The 18,437-nt window shown below is 72.1% G+C and carries 16 protein-coding genes; 9 read left to right on the top strand and 7 right to left on the bottom strand.

Annotation, left to right across the window (positions count from 1 at the left end):
- Positions 1-15: 15 nt before the first annotated feature.
- Both ACTWJ8_RS00690 and ACTWJ8_RS00685 read right to left on the bottom strand, forming a co-directional pair.
- Positions 16-1,050 (bottom strand): aldo/keto reductase, encoded by a 1,035-nt coding sequence (locus tag ACTWJ8_RS00690; RefSeq protein ID WP_443262350.1) that lies wholly within the window; start codon positions 1,048-1,050, stop codon positions 16-18.
- Positions 1,051-1,188: 138 nt separating this feature from the next.
- Entirely contained in the window at positions 1,189-5,478 is a 4,290-nt protein-coding gene (locus ACTWJ8_RS00685) for a discoidin domain-containing protein (protein WP_443265147.1), read from the bottom strand.
- A 208-nt stretch (positions 5,479-5,686) separates the two neighbouring features.
- On the opposite strand from ACTWJ8_RS00685, the gene ACTWJ8_RS00680 reads away from it, so the two are divergent.
- Positions 5,687-6,184 (top strand): cupin domain-containing protein, encoded by a 498-nt coding sequence (locus tag ACTWJ8_RS00680; protein WP_443262349.1) that lies wholly within the window; start codon positions 5,687-5,689, stop codon positions 6,182-6,184.
- Between the two features lie 315 nt (positions 6,185-6,499).
- Positions 6,500-6,940 carry an OsmC family protein gene (locus ACTWJ8_RS00675; RefSeq protein ID WP_443262347.1) on the top strand — a complete coding sequence of 147 codons (441 nt, stop codon included), beginning with the start codon at positions 6,500-6,502 and terminating at the stop codon, positions 6,938-6,940.
- A 46-nt stretch (positions 6,941-6,986) separates the two neighbouring features.
- On the opposite strand, the gene ACTWJ8_RS00670 is transcribed toward ACTWJ8_RS00675, so the two are convergent.
- A complete protein-coding gene (locus ACTWJ8_RS00670; protein WP_443262346.1) occupies positions 6,987-8,684 on the bottom strand; it encodes a chitinase in 1,698 nt (565 codons plus the stop codon).
- A gap of 169 nt (positions 8,685-8,853) precedes the next feature.
- On the bottom strand, positions 8,854-9,354 hold the full coding sequence (locus ACTWJ8_RS00665; protein ID WP_356382375.1) for a mycothiol transferase: 501 nt from the start codon (positions 9,352-9,354) through the stop codon (positions 8,854-8,856).
- A 247-nt stretch (positions 9,355-9,601) separates the two neighbouring features.
- Between ACTWJ8_RS00665 and ACTWJ8_RS00660 the strand changes: the two genes are divergently transcribed.
- The 4 genes from ACTWJ8_RS00660 to ACTWJ8_RS00645 all read left to right on the top strand — a co-directional run bounded on the left by ACTWJ8_RS00660 (position 9,602) and on the right by ACTWJ8_RS00645 (position 11,403).
- Entirely contained in the window at positions 9,602-10,036 is a 435-nt protein-coding gene (locus ACTWJ8_RS00660; protein ID WP_356382378.1) for a hypothetical protein, read from the top strand.
- Positions 10,037-10,120: 84 nt separating this feature from the next.
- Positions 10,121-10,489, top strand: a complete 369-nt coding sequence (locus tag ACTWJ8_RS00655; RefSeq protein WP_443262345.1) for a hypothetical protein — start codon at positions 10,121-10,123, stop codon at positions 10,487-10,489.
- A 6-nt stretch (positions 10,490-10,495) separates the two neighbouring features.
- Positions 10,496-11,029: a hypothetical protein gene (locus ACTWJ8_RS00650; protein ID WP_443262344.1), complete on the top strand. Its 534-nt coding sequence runs from the start codon at positions 10,496-10,498 to the stop codon at positions 11,027-11,029.
- A 2-nt stretch (positions 11,030-11,031) separates the two neighbouring features.
- Positions 11,032-11,403 (top strand): peptidase inhibitor family I36 protein, encoded by a 372-nt coding sequence (locus ACTWJ8_RS00645; RefSeq protein WP_443262343.1) that lies wholly within the window; start codon positions 11,032-11,034, stop codon positions 11,401-11,403.
- 174 nt (positions 11,404-11,577) lie between these two features.
- On the opposite strand, the gene ACTWJ8_RS00640 is transcribed toward ACTWJ8_RS00645, so the two are convergent.
- Complete coding sequence (locus ACTWJ8_RS00640; protein WP_443262342.1) at positions 11,578-12,159, bottom strand: RNA polymerase sigma factor; 582 nt, start codon at positions 12,157-12,159, stop codon at positions 11,578-11,580.
- Positions 12,160-12,281: 122 nt separating this feature from the next.
- On the opposite strand from ACTWJ8_RS00640, the gene ACTWJ8_RS00635 reads away from it, so the two are divergent.
- Positions 12,282-13,280 carry a MerR family transcriptional regulator gene (locus tag ACTWJ8_RS00635; RefSeq protein WP_443262341.1) on the top strand — a complete coding sequence of 333 codons (999 nt, stop codon included), beginning with the start codon at positions 12,282-12,284 and terminating at the stop codon, positions 13,278-13,280.
- On the opposite strand, the gene ACTWJ8_RS00630 is transcribed toward ACTWJ8_RS00635, so the two are convergent.
- Both ACTWJ8_RS00630 and ACTWJ8_RS00625 read right to left on the bottom strand, forming a co-directional pair.
- The gene (locus ACTWJ8_RS00630) at positions 13,255-14,613 is read right to left on the bottom strand and encodes a cryptochrome/photolyase family protein (protein ID WP_443262340.1); all 1,359 of its coding nucleotides are present in this window, start codon (positions 14,611-14,613) and stop codon (positions 13,255-13,257) included. The two genes, ACTWJ8_RS00635 and ACTWJ8_RS00630, sit on opposite strands and share 26 nt — an antisense overlap.
- A 73-nt stretch (positions 14,614-14,686) precedes the next feature.
- Positions 14,687-16,204: an SDR family oxidoreductase gene (locus ACTWJ8_RS00625; RefSeq protein ID WP_443262339.1), complete on the bottom strand. Its 1,518-nt coding sequence runs from the start codon at positions 16,202-16,204 to the stop codon at positions 14,687-14,689.
- A 230-nt stretch (positions 16,205-16,434) separates the two neighbouring features.
- On the opposite strand from ACTWJ8_RS00625, the gene ACTWJ8_RS00620 reads away from it, so the two are divergent.
- Complete coding sequence (locus ACTWJ8_RS00620) at positions 16,435-16,887, top strand: ATP-binding protein (RefSeq protein ID WP_356382400.1); 453 nt, start codon at positions 16,435-16,437, stop codon at positions 16,885-16,887.
- Positions 16,888-17,012: 125 nt separating this feature from the next.
- Positions 17,013-18,398 carry an FAD-binding oxidoreductase gene (locus tag ACTWJ8_RS00615; protein WP_443262338.1) on the top strand — a complete coding sequence of 462 codons (1,386 nt, stop codon included), beginning with the start codon at positions 17,013-17,015 and terminating at the stop codon, positions 18,396-18,398.
- Positions 18,399-18,437 lie beyond the last annotated feature (39 nt).

Below are 18,437 nucleotides of genomic sequence, written 5' to 3'. Positions count from 1 at the left end.
CACTCGCGTGGCGGCTCACACGATCGGTGGATTCAGCTGCCGGAACCCGTCCTGGATCCGGTACGGGTAGTACGGATATGGCGCCGGGGTCTCGCTCGCCGCGTCGAGCCGCGCCACCTGATCCGGTGTCAACTCCCAGCCGACGGCGCCGAGGTTCTGCCGCAGCTGCTCCTCGTCGCGCGCCCCGATCAGCACCGTCGACACGGTGGGCCTGCGCAGCAGCCAGTTGAGGGCGATCTGCGGAATCGCCTTCCCGGTCTCCTCGGCGATCTCGTCGAGCGCGTCCACCACCCGGTACAGCCGCTCCTCCTCGACAGGCGGCCCGAACTGCGCCGTGCGGTGCAGCCGACTGTCCGCGGGCAGCGGCCGGTCGCGACGGATCTTCCCGGTGAGCCGGCCCCAGCCGAGCGGACTCCACACCACCGCGCCGACGCCCTCCGCCTGCGCGAGCGGCATCAGCTCCCACTCGTAGTCGCGGCCGACGAGTGAGTAGTACACCTGGTGCGCGGCGAACCGGGGCCGCCCGTGCTTCTCCGCCTCGGCGAGCCCCTTCATCAACTGCCAGCCCGCGTAGTTGGAGACGCCCGTGTAGCGGATCTTGCCCGCGCGCACCAGGTCGTCGAGCGTGGCCAGCACCTCCTCGACCGGGGTGCTCGCGTCGTAGGCGTGCAGCTGGAACAGGTCGATGCGGTCGGTGTCGAGCCGCCGCAGCGCCGCGTCGACCGACGCGATCAGGCGTGAGCGCGAAACCCCGGCGTCGTACGGCCCCTCGCCGGTCGGAAGCGCGGCCTTGGTGGAGATGAGGGCCCGGTCGCGGCGCCCCTTGAGCGCGGCGCCGAGTACTTCCTCGGAGGCGCCGTCCGAGTACACGTCGGCCGTGTCGAAGAGGGTGACTCCGGCGTCCAGGCTCAGGTCGACCATGCGCCGCGCCTCCTCGACCCCCGCGGTGCCCCAGGCGGAGAAGAGCGGGCCGCGCCCGCCGAAGGTTCCGGCGCCGAAGCCCAGTGCGGGCACCTTGAGTCCGGACGTGCCGAGTCGGCGGTATTCCATGACGATCCCCTTGATTTCTGCGGCGGTTGAGTGAACGGCACGCACTAACGGGATGGGTGTCCCGTTAGTGCGTGCCGCGACTCTAGCAGGGTTCGGGTTCGTAATGGAACCGCAGTTCCTTTACTTGTCTGCTACTCGCTACGGCTGCCGATTGATGGTGAAGGTGGACGTCGTGTTGCGGATGTCCACGGCGTTGTCGCTCAGCTTCAGGTTGTGGAACGTGACCTCGCCGACGGCCGGGCCCTGGCCCGCCTCCGGCATCTCGTTGGCCCACACGCCGAAGCCGGACTTCGCGTCGTAGGCGTCCCCGCTCTTGCGGGCGCCGGAGATCGTCACGTCCGTGAGGATCGTGTCCTTGATGGGGTACTGGGGCTGTCCTCCCACGTAGTTGGTCTGGAACATGACGCCGCTGTACGTCGGGTCGACGATGTCGACGTCGGTCACGCGGATCCCCTGGAAGACCTTCGACGCCGAGAACATCCAGATGCCGGGGAAGGTCTGCCCGCCCCAGAAGTGCCCGCCGGAGCGGACGATCGAGGTGTTCTCCAGCTTCGTGGGCCCCGTGCCGAAGCCGTTCATCGGATACCCGAAGTCGAGCGAGCTGATGGTGACTCCGGAGTAGACGAGGGTGTCCGCGATGAGGATGTTGCGGAACGTGTTGTCGTAGCCGCCGTACACGGCGATGCCCGCCGCCCGCCACGTCAGCAGCGAGGTCAGGTTCTCGTACACGTTGTTCTTCTCGTCGGCGCCGCCCGCGTCGATCGCCGAGAACAGCGCGAAGCTGTCGTCGCCGGTGGCCCGCGACTCGTTGTTGACGACGTGGTTGTCCGTGGACCCGTTCGTCATGTTGACGCCGTCGGCGAAGGTGTCCCGGATCCGGGAGTTCTTGATGGTGATGCGGTCGGTGTTGGCGCCCCAGTACAGGCACACCGTGTGCTCGTTCCAGATGTCGTCGATGGTGATGTTCGCGACGTTCGAGAAGTCGAAGACCTTGCCAGGTCCGTCGATCCGTGACGTGTAGTTCCCGAAGAACGAGAAGTGCGCGAACGTCGAGCCGTTGGCGCTGGCCTCCGCCCGGAAGCCGGCGTCCGTGTTCTCCTGCGACGACGGCGTGTGGAACCGCGTGAACCAGGGCCCCGCGCCGACCACCTTCACGGCCTTCCCGTACACCTGGAACTTGTTCGCCGTCTCGTAGTCACCCGTCGGCAGATACACGCCGACCAGCTTGCCGCTCGTGTCCATCCGCACCTTGTCGAGCGCGTCCTGCACGGCCTGGTGCGAGAACCCGTTCGGCACGGCGTACGCCGCCGGGTCCGGGTTGGGCAGCTCCTTCGCCTCCTCAAGGTTGATGAAGTCGATCGCGTACGTGGAGTCGTTGGCGGCGTCCTTCTGGAGCCTGATCCTGCTGCCCTGCGGCACCGTCGTGCCGAGCAGCAGATTCGCCTCGTCGTAGATGTGACGCGGCGCGCCCGCCCCCGGCGAGTTGCCCGGCCCCGTCTCCGCGCCGTACAGCCACGCGTACTTCGACGTTAGGTCGATCGCCTTGAGGTACTTCCCGTCGACGTACACGTTCAGCGTGGAGTTCCTGCCGCCGCCACCGGCCGCGTCCGGCAGGGAGAAGCGGGTGACGAGCGTGTTCGTGGGGGCCTTCGTCGTGAACTCGACGTAGCTGCCGGTCGATTCGAGGGTCACGGCCTTGCGGCCCGACGCCTCGCCCGCGACATCGCCGACGGTCCGGTTCGGGCCGACGACCTTCGCGCCGCCGCCGACCGTGCCGTCCTCCGCCTCGTACATGTCGTACGGCATGCTGGCACCGCGCCCCACGAACAGGGGCTGCGTGGACGTGTTGTTGTCGCGCTTGACCGCGAGTTCGTTGGCGTCGTCCGCGATCACCGTCTTCACGGTGAATTTGCCCTTGCCCGCCGTCCACGTGCCCAGCTTCACGGGCGGCGTGGTGTCACCGGCCGCGATCGCGCCGTCGTGGGAGCCGGTCAGCTTCTTCACCACGGTGCCGTCGGAGTCCGTGACGGTGAGCGTGATGTCGTGCGCGCCGCTCGCGCTCGCCTGGTTGCCCTGGTTCTTCACCGCGACCGAGAAGCTGACGGTGTCGCCCTCCGCGGGCGCGCTCGGCGACCACGCCACGGGGGACGCGACGAGGTCGGAGCTGGTCACCGGCTTCACGGTGAGGTTCGTCGGGCTGGTGTACGCGTTGTTCGACTCGTCGCGCTCGACGACGAGACCGCTCGCGTCGACCGTGGCGCCGACCCGGTACGAGCCCGCCTCGTGCGCGCCGATTTCCGCGCTCACCGTGTCCGACGCGCCGGCCGCGAGCGCGCCCACCGAACCCGAACCCACCTTTTGGGAGCCGAGTGCGAAGTCGACGTCCGTGGCGTCGGACGCCTCGGTGCCCGCGTTGCGCACCGTCGCCGACAGCGTGATCGTGTCGGACTCGACGGGGGTCTCCGGTTTCGCCGTGATGCCCGTGACGACGAGGTCCGGGTTCGGCGCGGGCTCGCCCAGCACCTGGAACTCCGCCAACTGGCCGGCCGTCGCACCCGAGTTGGCGGTGAACACGAGACGGACGTCCGCGACGCGCGCGGTCAGCGGCACCGTCACCTTGTTGCCGCTCGCCGGGTCGAAGCGGTACTCCTTCGGCTCGGCGAGCCGCGTGAACTCCGTGCCCTTCTGCTCGCGGCCCAGCACCTCGATCTTCTGCGTGCGCGCCGACCAGGCCGCGTCCGGGTTCAGCTTCAGGACGAGCGAGGACACGTCCGCGTTCGCGCCCAGCTTCACGGTGAGGCTGTTCGGGTACGAGCCGGGGGAGCCCTCCCAGTACGTGCTGGTGTCGTCGTCCACCGCGTTGGCCGCGACGTACGTCTGCGTCGACGAAGAGGCGGAGACCGGCTTGCCCGCCGCCAGGTTCGCCGCCTCGGTCGTGGACCCGTTGCGTGTCACGGAGTTGCTGTTCGCGGACTCGTTGCCCGCGGCGTCCTTCGCGCGGACGTAGTACGTGACCGTCGCCGACGAGGGTTGGCTGTCGGTGTACGTGGTGACATCACCGGCCACCGAGGTGAGCGGCTTGCCGTTCGCGTAGATGTCGTACGCGGTGACCTTCACGTTGTCGGTCGACGCCTGCCAGCGCAGCTCGACCTTTCCCTTGGTGTTCTCGGTGAACGAGAGGGTGCCCGGCGCGGTCGGCGCCTGCGTGTCGCCCGTGTCGCCCTTGCGGGTCACGGATTCACTGTTCGCCGACTGGTTGCCCGCCGCGTCCCTGGCCCGCACGTAGTACGTGAGCGTGGCGGACGACGGCTGCGTGTCCGTGTACGTGAGGGTGTCGCCGTCGACCGAGGCGCGCAGCTTCCCGTCCGCGTAGATGTCGTAGCCGGTGACCTTGGTGTCGTCCGTCGTGGCCTTCCACGTCAGCCGGATCTGCCCGGTCGTGGGCTCCGTGTAGGCGAGCCCGGTCGGCGCGGACGGCGCCTCGGTGTCACCGGTCGTCGGCCCGTACACCTCCAACTCGCTCACCTGGCCCGCCGGTTGGCGCGTGTTGGCGGTCACGAGCACCCGGACGTAGCGCGTCGTCACGGCGTCGAACGCGATGCTCTGCCGCTGCCCGTCCGCCGCGCTGAACTCGTACGCCTTCGACGCGGCGAGGTCCGTGAAGTCCGAGCCGTTCGTGCTGCCCTTCACGGCGAGGGTCTGCGTGCGCGTCTCCCAGCTCGACGGCAGCCGTAGCACCACCCGGTCCACCCGCACCGATGCGCCGAGGTCCACCTGGACCCACTGCGGGAGGTCGTCGTTCCTGCTCTCCCAGTAGCTGGCGACATTCCCGTCGCCCGCGTTCGCGGCCACGTACGTCTGCGTGGTGGAACTCGCCGTGAACGCCTTGCCGCGCGCCAGGTTCACCGATGAGTCGGCGGCGCCGTGCACTTCCAGCTCGGCCAACTGGGCCGCCTTCCAGCCGGTGTTGGCGCTCACCACGACCCGCACGAAGCGGGCCTGCGTCGCCGGGAACGAGACGGTCGTCGTGTTCCCCGACCCCGGCGAGAAGGCGTACGACGCCGAGGACTTGAGCGTGTCGAACGTGGTGCCGTCGGCGCTGCCCTGCACCGACAGCGTCTGCGACCTGCTCTCCCACGCCGCCGGAAGCCGCAGCGTCACCTCGTCCACGCGGGCCGTAGAGCCGAGGTCGACCTGCACCCACTGCGGCCAGTCGTCGCCCGAACTCTCCCAGTACGTCGAGGCGTTGCCGTCGGAGACGTTCCCCGCGCCGTACCCCGACTTCGCGCTGCTCGCCTTCGCCGGTGCCCCCGCCGCGAGATCGGGGCCGCCCGCCGCGTGTGCGGCGACGGCGGGCAGTCCGAGGAGCGCCAGGGTGAGTGCGAGAAGGACCGCGGCGAACCCTCGCCACCTGTGTCTCTCCTCGATTCTGAACACGCTTGGTCCGTACATGCCTCTCCTGTCCCTGCGCTGTTGTGAGCGAAATGAAGGACGTGCATCAGGTTCTTGCGTTCAGTTGTTGGAGAATTGCAGAGCTGTGTTGCCGAGTCCACTGTTTGCGCAGAGAGAGTTGCGGTGAGAGAGAATCGAGCGGTCAGGAACGCCGCCCGCACACCACGTCAGGGGAATCCGCCCGATGCCCGCAGCCCACGTCACCCTCGCCGACGTCCTGAGCACCGCAGCGCCGGACGCGACCGGCGCCCTCTGGCGGCTCGACGGCGCGGCCCGCCAGCTCGACGCCAACGTCGTCCGGCTGCGACCCGGCGGTGGCGGGACCGCGTACGAGGAGACCGAACTCGACGTGCTGCTCGTCGTCGTGGAGGGCCGCGGCATGCTGCACCGGGCGGGAGAGGAAGAGGAGCTCGCGCCCGGCACGCTCGTCTTCGTGCCGCGCGGCGAACGGCGCGCGGTCACGGCGGGCGACGAAGGGCTCGTCTACATCACGGCGCACCGCAGGCGGCCCGGCATGACCATCCGTCGCGCCGCACCGCAGGTGACGGCCGATGGCGGCGAGGCGCCCTGCCTGCTGCCGCGCGTCTGCCCGTCCTGCGGGCGCGCCGCCGACGACGCGGGCGCGCGGTACTGCGCCCGGTGCGGCGAGCGCCTCGAAGGGCAGGAATCCGGTCCCGCTTGAGGCGCAGGGATCACGCCATGCACCGTCCGGGGCGCCTCGACGGCCGCTGTATGTACGGCTTCCGACAGCACGAGGCCGTCACTTCACGCCACTGGTTCAACACGTGAAGTTACCGAAACTCGGGGGTCCGGGATGAACTCCGCGGCCGTCCCCGGCAGACTCTGCACCGCGGCCGCGCACTCGGGCAGCGGCCGTCAGGGGAGGGAGCACCACCGGGGAGTCCGTGGGCGTGGGGCACGCGGACTCCCCGCCCGGCCCCCGACACCCCGGCGGAGCCGAGCGGCGCGGGCGCCCGCCTCTGGTTACGGTTCCGGCATGGCCGACTACCGCATCGAGACCGTCCGCAACGGCGAGCGCGACTGGACCGCGCGCAACGACCGGGGCGCCGAGGTCCGCATCGCCCCCGCCGACAGCCCGGACGCACAGCCCTCCTTCACCCCCGTCGAACTCCTCCTCGCGGCGCTCGGCGGCTGCGGCGGCCTCGTCGTCGACCGCACGGCGCGCACCGTGCCGCACGACGAGCTGCGCATCACCGTCGAGTCCGTCTCGCGCCCCGAGGACGACGGACGGGTCGGCGCCGTCCGGGTCTCGTACGAGATCGAGCTGCCGGAGGGCGACACCAAGGCAGCCGAGACCCTGGAGCGCGGCATCCGGCTGACCCACGAGAAGTACTGCACGGTCAGCCGCACCGTCGAGCACGGCGCGCGCGTCGAGGCGCTCGGACCCGACGGCACGATGCTCTTCATGGGCGGCTGACGCGCGAGCGGGCCGGCGGCGCGTGCCACCGGCCCGTACCGCCGCGCTACGGCAGCGCGTGCACCTTCGGGCCGACCGCGTTCGACCAGGCGTTGCCCGCCGTCGCGTCCCAGTTCGTCGACCAGGTCATCGCGCCGCGCAGCCCCGGATAGGTCTTCGCGGGCTTGAACGTGCCGCAGCCGGTGCCGCGCGCCAGGCAGTCCAGCGCGTTGTTCACGACCGAGGGCGCCACGTAGCCGCTGCCCGCGCCGCGCGTCGACGCCGGGACGCCGAGCCCGACCTGCGAGGCGTCCAGGCCGCCCTCCAGCTGGATGCAGGCGAGGGCCGTCAGGAAGTCGACGGAGCCCTGGCTGTAGACCTTGCCGTCGCAGCCCAGCATCGAACCGCTGTTGTAGTACTGCATGTTGACGACCGTGAGGATGTCCTTCACGTTCAGCGCGGTCTTGAAATACTCGCCGGACGTCGACTGCATGTCGATGGTCTGCGGCGCCATCGTCAGGACCAGCTTGCCGCCCGCCTTCGCCGACAGCTGGCGCAGCGCCTTCGTCATGTACGTCGAGTTCAGCCCGTTCTCCAGGTCGATGTCGACGCCGTCGAAGCCGTACTCCTGCATCAGCCGGTACGCGCTGTCCGCGAAGGCCGTCGCCGACGCGTCGCTGTTGACGGAGACGGTGCCCTTCTCGCCGCCGACGGAGAGGATCACGGACTTGCCCGCCGCCTGCTTCGCGGCGATGTCCGCCTTGAAGTCGGCGGCGCTCGCGTAGCCGACGGCCGGGTCCAGGTTGAAGGTGATCTGGCCGGGCGTCGTGGTGGCGTCGGCGAAGGCGACCGCGATGATGTCGTACTGCGCCTGCACGTCGCGCAGCTTCTGCACGGTCGCGCCGTTGTCGAAGTTCTGCCAGTACCCCGTCAGCGCGTGCTTGGGCACGGTCCCGCCGCCGGGATTGCCGCCGGACGCCGCCGTCCTCGCGGTGACCGCCGTCGACTTGGGCGACTCGCCCGCCGCGTTCGTCGCGGTGACCTGGAAGCTGTACGAGGTGTCGGCGGACAGGCCGGTGACGGTCGTCGAGGCGCCCGTGACGGCGGCGACCTTCGTGCCGCCCCGGTACACGTTGTAGCCGGTGGCGTTGGAGACCGGCGTCCACGACAGGTCGATCGACGACGCGGTGGTGGCGCCCGCCGCGAGCCCCGTCGGCGCGGCCGGCACCACGACCGGGTCCGGGCCGCCGCCCCCGTCGGGCCCGAGCACACTCACGTCGTCGACGTAGTACGCGCTCTGCCCGTACCAGCCGTGCGTGTAGACGGTCACGGACGTCGTGCTCGCGCCGGTCTTGAAGCTGGTCGTCAGCTGCTGCCAGGAGGTGGAACCCGGCGTCCACGTGGACACGTCGGTGGTACCGGTGCCGCTGACGCCCAGATACGCGTAGCCGCCCTGCACCCAACTGCTGAGCGTGTACGTCGAGTTGGGCTTGACCTGGACCGTCTGGCTGCACTTGGCGTTGTCCTGCCCTGACGGCGTGCCCTTGAGGGCCTTCGTGCCGCCGTGCACCGGGGAGGTCACGACGGAGCCGCTGCCCGCCGTGCACGTCCAGTTGCTCAGGTCCGACTCGAAGCCGGCGTTCTTCGCGACGTTCACGTCGGCGGCCTGCGCGGGCGCGGCGAGCGCGGTGACGCCGAGCGACGAGGCCGCCACGACGGCGAGCGCGAGGCCGGGTCTGCGTCTGCGATGGCGTGCACGGTCCACGGGGTGCCTCCTGGGGAGAGGTGGAGCGGATGCGGATGTGAACGGTGGCCACCGCTGTGAGCGCCAAAGTTGGTTCAGACCAATCGAGTTGTCAAGACCTCTGGCACGCACGAGAGCGGCGCCGGACCCCAGGTCCGGCGCCGCTCCAGAAGGCGGACGAGCGGTGGTCTCAGAGCAGTCCGCGCAGGTAGGCGGCCTGCCCCACGTGCTGGAGGTCGTCCGCGAGCACGCTGACGAGCCGCACGCCCAGGGTCACCGGCGGATCCCACCCCTCGTCGACGACGCGATCGAGGTCGGCGTCCTTCAGGCCGCCGAGGTAGTCGACGGTCCGCTCGTGCACCGCGTCGTAGTAGCCGACCAGCAGCTCGCCCGAGGCGACCCGCACCTGACCGACCTGCTTGGGCGTGTGTCCGTACCCGGTGTCCGACGTGTCGAGCGGCAGATCGAACCGCTCCGCCCAGCCGTCGGCGAGCCACACCTGATCCCGCCCGGCCGCGTCGGCGATGTGATCGTCCTGCACCCGGGTGAGATGCCAGATCAGCCACGCAATGGAATTCGCCGTGTCTCCGGGGCGCTCGTGCAGCGTGTCGACGGAAAGTCCCTCGACGGCCGCGTGCACCTCTTCCTGAATGCGGCTGTAACCGTCCATGAGTACGTCGTGAGAGCGCATGCGTGTCAGTCTCTCCGACGCGCGGGATTTCGGCCAACGAACGCCGTGAATATGCCCGGAGACTGGCGTGAAAGCCATGGTGACACCACTTCCCAAGTGCCGATACTTGACCACGGAACGGTTGAACGTTGCTCGAGGGCGGCGGGGTGCGGGCCAATAGCCCGGGTAATTCCCGCCGTTGCGGTGGATCACTGATCGTGTGGCTGAACAGTCAATGCTGTCGGGCTCCAGGCAATGGGGGAGGACCGTGCACGACGAATTCCTGTGCCATGTCACCGCGTACGGAATCTGCGGTGGCCGGCGCGTGGGTGTTCCGCTCGGCACATATCGCGCCCCGACGCTTCCCCTCGCCCTGTGGTGGCTGCGCGACCGGGCGATGTGGATCGCCGACCGGCTCGACCCGCGCCCCGGGTCCGCCGCCGTGCCCGACGGCGCGTTGACGCCCGTGGGTGACGACGCCCCCGACGTGCCGGAGCTGCTCCGCGCCTGGTGCGCCGACCCGGAGCGGCAGGAGAGCGTCGCCGACGAACTGGCCTCCGGGCGCCTCGTCAGGGTCGCCACCAGCGACGACACCACCGAGTACGAACTCCTCGCCGAGTCCGTCGACGCCGTCCGCATGGCCCGCACCCAGCCGCGCCGCCGTGGCCCCCGGCGACGCACGCCGGTCACCAGCAGTCACTGACACGAGTGACACGGCGCTTGATCCCGCGAACCGCGGGGGAGTGTGATCACGCTCAGTAAGAACGATCACTCCGGGGTCACCTCAATGAAGCGCTTCATCAAGCACAGATCCGTGCTCCTCGCCCTGCCCATGGCGGGCGCCGCCCTCACGCTCGGCACCCCCGCCGCCACCGCCGCCGTACCGCCCGGCCAGGTCTGCTTCTGGACCGAACCGGGCATGCACGGCCAGTCCTGGTGCTACGGCCCGCCCGGCTACGCCGACGCCGAGAACGGGACGGCGCGGCACGCCGCCTCCTTCGACTCCCGCGTCCAGGGCACCGTCTACGCCATCAGCTACACGTCGACCGGCTGCCTCTACAGGGAGATCCGGCGCGACGACTACTCCGAGAACTGGGAGTGGGCCGGAAAACTCGACGGTGTCGCGGACACCACCATGGGGTGCGAGCAGGGCTAGCGCGCCATGAACCGCCCCACGCGGGCCCTCGCCGTCCTGGCCTGCGCCCTCCTCCCGCTCACCGGCTGCACCTCACCCGGGCCCGAGCGGCCCGCCCGCACCCCCGACGACACCGTCCGGGCCGCGACACAGGCCCTCACAGACCGCTGCCTCACCCGACAGGGCCTGACACCGCCCCGGCCCGGACAGCGCCGGGGGAGCAGCGCCGAGCAACAGCGGGTCGCCGCCGCCCTCTTCGGCCGCCCGCCCGCCGAACTCTCCCTCACCCTCGCGAACGGCATCCCCGTCCGCGCCCACACCGACGGCTGCCTCGCCGCCGCCCAACGCACCCTCTACGGCGACCAGAAACGCTGGTTCCGGGTGTCCACCGTCGTCAACAACCTCGGGCCCGAGGCCGCCCACCGCGGCCTCGGCCTCGCCTCCGTACGCGCGCGCCACCACGCCGAACTCACCGAGTACCGGCAGTTGCGGCAGCACGCGCTCGACGCGTCGCGGCGCGTGCTGCGCACCTCGACCGACCGACCCACCAAGGAGAACTGAACATGGTCAAGCACCCGCTCGCCCTGGCCGCCGCCGCGGTCCTGGCCCTCGGCGGCGCCGCCGTCACCACCACCGCGTACGCCGCCCAGTGCCCCAGCGGCGACTTCTGCGCCTGGACCGACGCCAACTACGGCGGCATGCGCTGGAACTGGTCCGGCGACGACCACGACTGGGAGGACGGCATCCAGGACGAGGACTCCTCCTGGGCCAACCACGGCATCTCGGGCCCCGGCATCAAGGACCACGTCCAGGTCTACGAGAACCCGGGCCTCATCGGCCTCGGCACCGTCTGCCTCGCACCGGGCCAGGAGATCCCCTCCAACGGCTGGGCCAACGACAGCGGCGACTCCCACACCTGGAAGATGGACTGCTGACCCAGGCAGCGCCGCCCCGCCCCGGCCCACCTCAGCGGCACCGACCCCGCTGAGGCGGGCGGGCGGCGGGGTCCGGGCCGCCCGGCCCCGTGCGGTCCGTGGTCACGGGACCGGGCCGCACACGAGGTATTCGCTCCCGGGGCGCCCCACGGATGCGGCCGGGACGCACGAATCTCAGCCGCCGGCGTCCCCGCCGCGCAGCCGGTCCCCGAGGCGCCGCATGCCGCGCCGGGCATGGCTCTTGACCGTGCCCAGCGGCCACCCGGTGCGCTCCGCGATCTGCGGCTGCGTCAGATCCTCGTAGAACGACAGACGCAGCACCGTGCGCTGGGTGCGGGGTAGCCGCGCCAGCTCCTGGGACAGCAGCACCCGGCGCACGGCGGCGTCCGTGCTGTCCTCCGCCGCGACCGGATGCCGGGCGAGCGCCGCCTCGAACAGCGCCGCCCGACGGTTCCTGGCCGCCAGCGCGTCCGCCACCCGATGCCGGGCGATCCCCGTCAACCAGGCGACGGGCGGCCCCAGTTCGGGCCGGTACCCGGACCGGCCCCGCCACGCGGCGAGGAACACCTGCTGCATCACGTCCTCCGCCTCGAAGCGGTCCCCGAGCGCCCGCTGCGCGAGCCCGCGCACCACCGGCGACCACCGCCGGTACACCTCCGCGAGGCAGCCGACGTCCCCCGCGGCGAGACCCTCCGCCAGCGCGGCGTCCGACATCTCGCGCGGGTCCACGCCCCGCGCCAGCACCCCTGCGCCCATCAAAGCCCCGTCAACTCCTCGAAACGGTCGTGCGTCCGCCTGTTCCGGCCAGGCCCGGTCATCCTGGAAACGGCTCGCGCAGCACGGCAACCCGCATCGTTTGTGCGTCGTATCGTGGGCCGATGGACGAGGGGCGAGCCACACACGAAGCGACACCGCCACAGACGCCGCGGCAGGACACGGGCGTCACCACCGGCGCCCTCGCGCGGCGCCTCGGGGTCTCCCCGACCACCCTGCGCAGCTGGGACCGCCGCTACGGCCTCGGACCCGCGCAGCGCGCCGCGGGACACCACCGCCGCTGGACCGCGCAGGACATCGCGGTCGTCGAGGAGATGTGCCGGCTGACCACGACGGGCCTGCCGCCCGCCGAGGCCGCCCGGCTCGCGGGCAAGCGCCAGGAACGGGAGCCCGCCGCACTGCCGGCGCAGCGCCGACCGGCCCCCGCCGCGGCCTCGCCCGCCACGCTGGAGCGCCAGTGCCGCGGCATCTCCCGCGCCGCGACCCGCATGGACGCGCCGACCGTGCAGAAGCTGCTGACCGAAGCCGTGGACCGGCACGGCCTGGTGACCGCCTGGCAGGACGTCATGGCGCCCGTGCTGCACGCCGTCGGCCGCAAGTGGGAGGAGGCCGGCGACCGCTACGTCGAGGTCGAGCACCTGCTGTCCTGGCACGTCTCGCGCACCCTGCACCGGGCCGCGTCGCCCGTCGAGTCCACGCTCGCCGCGCCGCCGCTGGTCCTCGCCTGCGTCCCCGCCGAACAGCACGTGCTCGCCCTCGAAGCGCTCAGCGCCGGACTGAGCCGACTGGGCGTGCCGCAGCGGATGTTCGGGGCGGCCGTGCCCGTCGAGGCGGTGGCCGCGGCGGTGCGCAGGATCGGGCCGCGCGTCGTCGTGCTGTGGGCGCAGGCCCGCTCGACGGCGAGCCTCCCGCTGGCCCGGCACCTCGCCGACACCCACTGGGGCGTGCGCGGCGCCCGCGGCAAACCGGCCGTGATGCTCGCGGGGCCCGGTTGGGCGGGGCGCGGCGTGCGCGGCGCGCTGCACCCGGCGACCCTGCCGCAGGCCCTCGAACAGATCGAGCGGTACTACCCGGAGATCAGTCGAGCCCCCGAGCCCGCCTGAACCGGTCGAGGCCGTCCGACAACGCGACGATCGGCTCCGGATAGTCGCCGACGGCCGCTCGGTCGAGGCCCTTCGCCTTCCACGGCGTGTGCACGGCGGGGCCCTCGACCTCGGCCAACTCCGGTACCCAGCGCCGCACATACGCGCCGTCCGGGTCGTACCGCTTGGCCTGCGTGACCGGATTGAGCACCCGGTTCGGGCGGCTGTCGGTGCCGGTGCCCGCCATCCACTGCCAGTTCATCTGGTTGTTCGCGACATCTCCGTCCACCAGCAGGTCGAGGAAGTGCCGCGCGCCCACCCGCCAGTCCACGTACAGCGTCTTGACGAGGAACGACGCCGTGAGCAGCCGGCCCCGGTTGTGCATCCACCCCTCGTGGCGCAGCTGCCGCATCGCCGCGTCCACGATCGGATACCCCGTCCGCCCCTCCCACCACGCCTCGACGTCGCGCGGGGCCCGGCGCCAGCGGTCGCCCTGCGGCCGGTAGTCGGCGTGCGCCGCGTCCGGGCGGGCGGCGAGGACCTGATGGTGGAAGTCCCGCCAGGCCACCTGCCGTACGAACGCCTCCGCGCCGGGGCCGCCCCTGTGACGTGCCCGGCGCACCGCCTCGACCGGGCCGAGCGTCCCGAAGTGCAGATGCGGGGAGAGCCGAGACGTGGCGTCGCCCGCCAGGTCGTCGTGCCGCTCCTCGTACGCGTCGATCCCGGAGCGCAGCCAGGCCGTGAGCCGCTCCCGGGCGGCCCGCTCGCCGCCCTCCGCGAGACCGGGGGAGACACCGCGCACGTGCCGCCGCTCGGGCAGCGCCGCGGAGCCGACCCCGTCGGGCACCACGACCGTGCGCGGCGCCCGCAGCGCGTCCCTGACCGGGTGTCGCTCCCAGTGGCGGTGGTACGGCGTGAACACCGCGAAGTGGTCCCTGCCCTGGGGCGCGAGCTCGCCCGGCGGCACACACGTCACCACCGTGTCGTGCACGACCAGTTCGCAGTCGAGCGCCGTGCGCAGCGCGTCCTCGCGGCGCCGCGCGTAGCCGCTCACCCCGGCCGCCACGTGCACCGCGCACGCCTCCGTCTCGGCCACCACCTTCGCGACCTCCTCGGCCACCGGGCCCTCCCGCAGCACCAGCCGCCCGCCGCGCTCGCGCAGACCCGCGTCCAGATCACGCAGGCAGTCCGCGAGGAACGCAGCCCGGTTCGGCGCCGCGAACCCGGCCGCGTCGATCGCCGGGTCCCGCACGAACAGCGGCACCACCGCGTCGGCCGAGTCGAGCGCGGCCCGCAGCGGCGGATGGTCGTGCACCCGCAGATCGGAAGTGAACAGAACGACACGGACACGCACGGCGCGGCTCCTGGTCAGCAGGGGAGGGGGATACGTCAGGGCTTCCCGGTCGGCGCCCCGCGCGGATGCGGGCTCACCCGGACGGAGCGGCGTCGGAGTCGGACGCGGGCCGTTCGGCGGCGGCCGCGATGTTCCGCGCCATCCCGCCGAACACCACGGCGTGGAACGGCGCCACGCTCCACCAGTACGCCTGGCCCGCGAGCCCGTGCGGATGGAACAGCGCCCGCTGGTGGTAGCGGGCCCGCCCGTCGCCCGCGGGCTCCACGGTCAGCTCCAGCCAGGCGAGCCCCGGCAGCCGCATCTCCGCGCGCAGCCGCAGCAGCCGCCCCCGCTCGATCTCCTCCACCCGCCAGAAGTCGAGCGAGTCGCCGACCCGCAGGCGCTTCGCGTCCCGCCGCCCGCGCCGCAGCCCCACGCCGCCCACGAACCGGTCGAGCCAGCCGCGCACCGCCCACGCCAGCGGGAACGAGTACCAGCCGTGCTCCCCGCCGATCCCCTCGACGACGTCCCACAGCCGGTCGGGCGAGGCGTCGACGAGCCGCTCCCGCTCGTCCGTGTAGAGGCTGCCGCCCGCCCAGTCCGGATCCGTCGGCAGCGGATCGCTCGGCGCGCCCGGCAGCGCGGCGGACGACCAGCGCGTCGCGACCTGCGCCTCCTGGACGCGGCGCAGCGCGAGCCGGACCGCCTCGTCGAAGCCGACGGGGGACCCGGCCGGAAACGTCACCCACTCCTCGATGTCCCGTTCCTGGCAGACGACCTCGTGGCGCAGCGACTCGGTGAGCGGGCGGGCGATCGAGGCGGGCACCGGCGTCACCAGGCCCACCCAGTGGCTCGACAGGCCGGGGCTGAGCATCGGCACCCCGACCACGAGCCGCCGGGGCAGCCGCGCCACCTCCGCGTAGCGCAGCATCATGTCGCGGTACGTGAGGACGTCGGGGCCGCCGACGTCGAAGGCCCGTGACACCTCGGGCGGCATCGAGGCCGCGACCACCAGACAGCGCAGCACGTCGCGCACGGCGATCGGCTGGATCCGGGTGTGCACCCAGCTCGGCGTCACCATCACCGGCAGCCGTTCGGTGAGGTACCGCAGCATCTCGAAGGAGGCGGAGCCCGAGCCGATGATGACGGCCGCGCGCAGCACGGTCGTCGGCACGCCGGACTCCAGCAGGATGTGGCCGACCTCGGCCCGCGAACGCAGATGCGGCGAGAGCTCGTGCTCGGGCACGCCCGCCGGGGTCAGACCGCCCAGGTACACGATCCGCCGCACCCCCGCCCTCCGGGCCTCCTCGGCGAAGATCCGCGCGGCCTCGCGGTCGGTCTCCTCGAAGTCCTTGCCGGTGCCGAGCGCGTGCACCAGGTAGTACGCGACGTCCACGCCGCGCAGGGCGTCCGCGACGGCGTCCCGGTCGAGGACATCGCCCTGCGCCACGGTGACGTCGTCGTACCAGGGGTGGTCGCGCAGCTTCTCCGGGGTGCGGGCCAGGCAGCGCACCCGGTGCCCGGCCGCGAGCAGCTGGGGCACGAGCCGGCCGCCGATGTAGCCGCTCGCCCCGGTCACCAGACAGCGCTGCCGGTCGTGCTCCGCGTTCATCCGTTCTCCCTCGCTCGCCCCCGCTTTCTTCACCGTCGACCCCCTGCACGAATTCCGCATCCACGGCGGGTGCGGATGCGGTGTGCACGCAAGGGATACTGGGAGGCGCCCACGAGATCCACGGGCGCCGGTACCTCCGTGGAAACCGGCAGGACTGCGCGGCGCCATGCGGGGTATCAGCAGGCTGCGGGTCCCCATCACGGAGGCCGGCAGGCGTGAAAGAGACACGAATGACCGAGTACATGGACGGGGCAGTGATCCCCACGGGCTTCGACGAGGCGGTCGGGCCCCTGATGCAGGCGACCCACTACGCGGGTGACGAGGGGAGCAGCCTCGCCGACGCGCGCAGGTTCGCCGACGTGTTCCTCACGCGGCTGCGCCAGGAGTGGTGCGTCGAGCTCGACCCCCGTACGGCAGGGGACGTCCTGCTGGTCGTCACCGAGCTGATCACGAATGCGGACCGGCACAGCTCGGGTCCGTACGTCCTGGAGCTCGAAGGAACGTCCCGGCAGATCGCCGTCACCGTCTACGACAGCAGCGCCGCCGTCCCCGTCCGCTTCCCCCGCGACCCGGCCCGCGTCGGCGGGCACGGCCTGGAGATCGTCGACGCGCTCGCCGTCGTCTCCGTCGAGCAGGTCCCCGTCGGCAAGCGCGTGCGCGCCGTGCTGACCCTCGCCTCCTGAACCGCCCCCGCGCCGTCGGGCGGCGCCGAGCGGTGTTCCATGATGGTGATCCCGACCCGTGAACGCGCCGGTCGGGGCCATCTGTTCAGGAGGACGACATCGACACCGCAGACACGAAGGGCACGGTGGGCGAGCTCGCCGCCGCGCTGCCGGACAGCACCCTCGTCACCGACCCGGACGTCCTCGCGTCCCTCGGCCACGACGACGCCGAGTGGGCCCCGATGGGCCGACCGCTCGCCGCGGTGCGCGCCACGTCGGCCGACGAGGTCGAGGCCGTGGTGCGGGCCTGCGCGGCGCGGGGCATCCCCGTGGTCACGCGGGGCGCGGGCACCGGGCTCTCCGGCGGGGCGAACGCCGTGGACGGCTGCCTCGTGCTCGACGTGTCGAAGATGAACCGCATCCTGGAGATCGACAGCGAGAACCTGGTCGCCGTCGTCCAGCCCGGCGTCGTCAACAACGACCTCAAGGCCGCCGTCGCCGAGCACGGCCTCTGGTACCCGCCGGACCCGGCCAGCGCCCCCTGGTCGACCATCGGCGGCAACGTCTCCACGAACGCGGGCGGCCTGTGCTGCCTCAAGTACGGCGTCACCCGCGACTACGTCCTCGGCATGGAGGTCGTGATGGGCGGCCCCGCGGGGGAGTACGGCAGCCGGGTCAGGCTCGGCCGGCGTACCACCAAGGGCGTCGCGGGCTACGACCTGACCAGCCTCTTCGTGGGCTCCGAGGGCACCTTCGGCGTCATCACCGAGATCACTCTGAAGCTGCGGCCCGCGCCGGCCGCCGAGCCCCGTACCGTCGTCGGGAACTTCGACAGCCTCGTCGCCGCGGGCGCCGCCGTCGCGCTCGTCACCAGCAGGGGCCTCGCGCCCGCCGCCCTGGAACTCCTCGACCGCGCCTGCATGGAGGCCGTGGAGAACTGGAAGCACCTCGGCATCGAGCCCGGCGCCGAGGCCATGCTCCTCGCCCGGATCGACGCCCCCGGCGACGCGGGCGAGAGCGAGGCGAGCGCGGTGGCCGACGCCTTCCGGGAGGCGGGTGCCCTGTGGGCCGAGCAGTCCACCGACGCCGTGGAGGCCGAGGCCCTGTTCGACGTGCGCCGCCTCGCGTACCCGGCGCTCGAGCGGCTCGGCCCCGTGCTCACCGAGGACCTGTGCGTGCCGCGCTCGGCCGTGCCGTCGATGCTCGCCACCATCGAGGAGATCGGGCGCAGGCACGGCGTGCGGATCGCGACCATCGCGCACGCCGGGGACGGCAATCTGCACCCGCTCCTGATCACCGAGCCGGGCGACGAGGCGCAGCGGGTCGCCGCGCAGGCCGCCTTCGAGGAACTCCTGGACGCCGCGATCGCCGCGGGCGGCACCGTCACGGGCGAGCACGGCGTCGGCCTGCTCAAGCGGGGCGGCATGCGCAGCGAACTCGGCCCGGCCGTCTGCGCGTTGCAGCGCGCGGTGAAGCGGACGCTCGACCCGCTCGACCTCTTCAACCCGGGCAAGGTCGTCGGCGAGGACTGACCGCCGGCTTCCGGACCACCCTTCCGCGCTCCATCTCTT

The sequence above is a fragment of the Streptomyces sp. SDT5-1 genome (genome assembly GCF_052245995.1).
Taxonomy (GTDB): Bacteria; Actinomycetota; Actinomycetes; order Streptomycetales; family Streptomycetaceae; genus Streptomyces.
This window is presented reverse-complemented; position numbering and strand designations above follow the sequence as displayed.

Coding starts and splice junctions, on each gene's coding strand:
- ACTWJ8_RS00690 (WP_443262350.1), bottom strand. CDS start 1,050: ATGGAATACCGCCGACTCGGCACGTCCGGACTCAAGGTGCCCGCACTG.
- ACTWJ8_RS00680 (WP_443262349.1), top strand. CDS start 5,687: ATGCCCGCAGCCCACGTCACCCTCGCCGACGTCCTGAGCACCGCAGCG.
- ACTWJ8_RS00675 (WP_443262347.1), top strand. CDS start 6,500: ATGGCCGACTACCGCATCGAGACCGTCCGCAACGGCGAGCGCGACTGG.
- ACTWJ8_RS00665 (WP_356382375.1), bottom strand. CDS start 9,354: ATGCGCTCTCACGACGTACTCATGGACGGTTACAGCCGCATTCAGGAA.
- ACTWJ8_RS00655 (WP_443262345.1), top strand. CDS start 10,121: ATGAAGCGCTTCATCAAGCACAGATCCGTGCTCCTCGCCCTGCCCATG.
- ACTWJ8_RS00650 (WP_443262344.1), top strand. CDS start 10,496: ATGAACCGCCCCACGCGGGCCCTCGCCGTCCTGGCCTGCGCCCTCCTC.
- ACTWJ8_RS00645 (WP_443262343.1), top strand. CDS start 11,032: ATGGTCAAGCACCCGCTCGCCCTGGCCGCCGCCGCGGTCCTGGCCCTC.
- ACTWJ8_RS00640 (WP_443262342.1), bottom strand. CDS start 12,159: ATGGGCGCAGGGGTGCTGGCGCGGGGCGTGGACCCGCGCGAGATGTCG.
- ACTWJ8_RS00635 (WP_443262341.1), top strand. CDS start 12,282: ATGGACGAGGGGCGAGCCACACACGAAGCGACACCGCCACAGACGCCG.
- ACTWJ8_RS00625 (WP_443262339.1), bottom strand. CDS start 16,204: ATGAACGCGGAGCACGACCGGCAGCGCTGTCTGGTGACCGGGGCGAGC.
- ACTWJ8_RS00620 (WP_356382400.1), top strand. CDS start 16,435: ATGACCGAGTACATGGACGGGGCAGTGATCCCCACGGGCTTCGACGAG.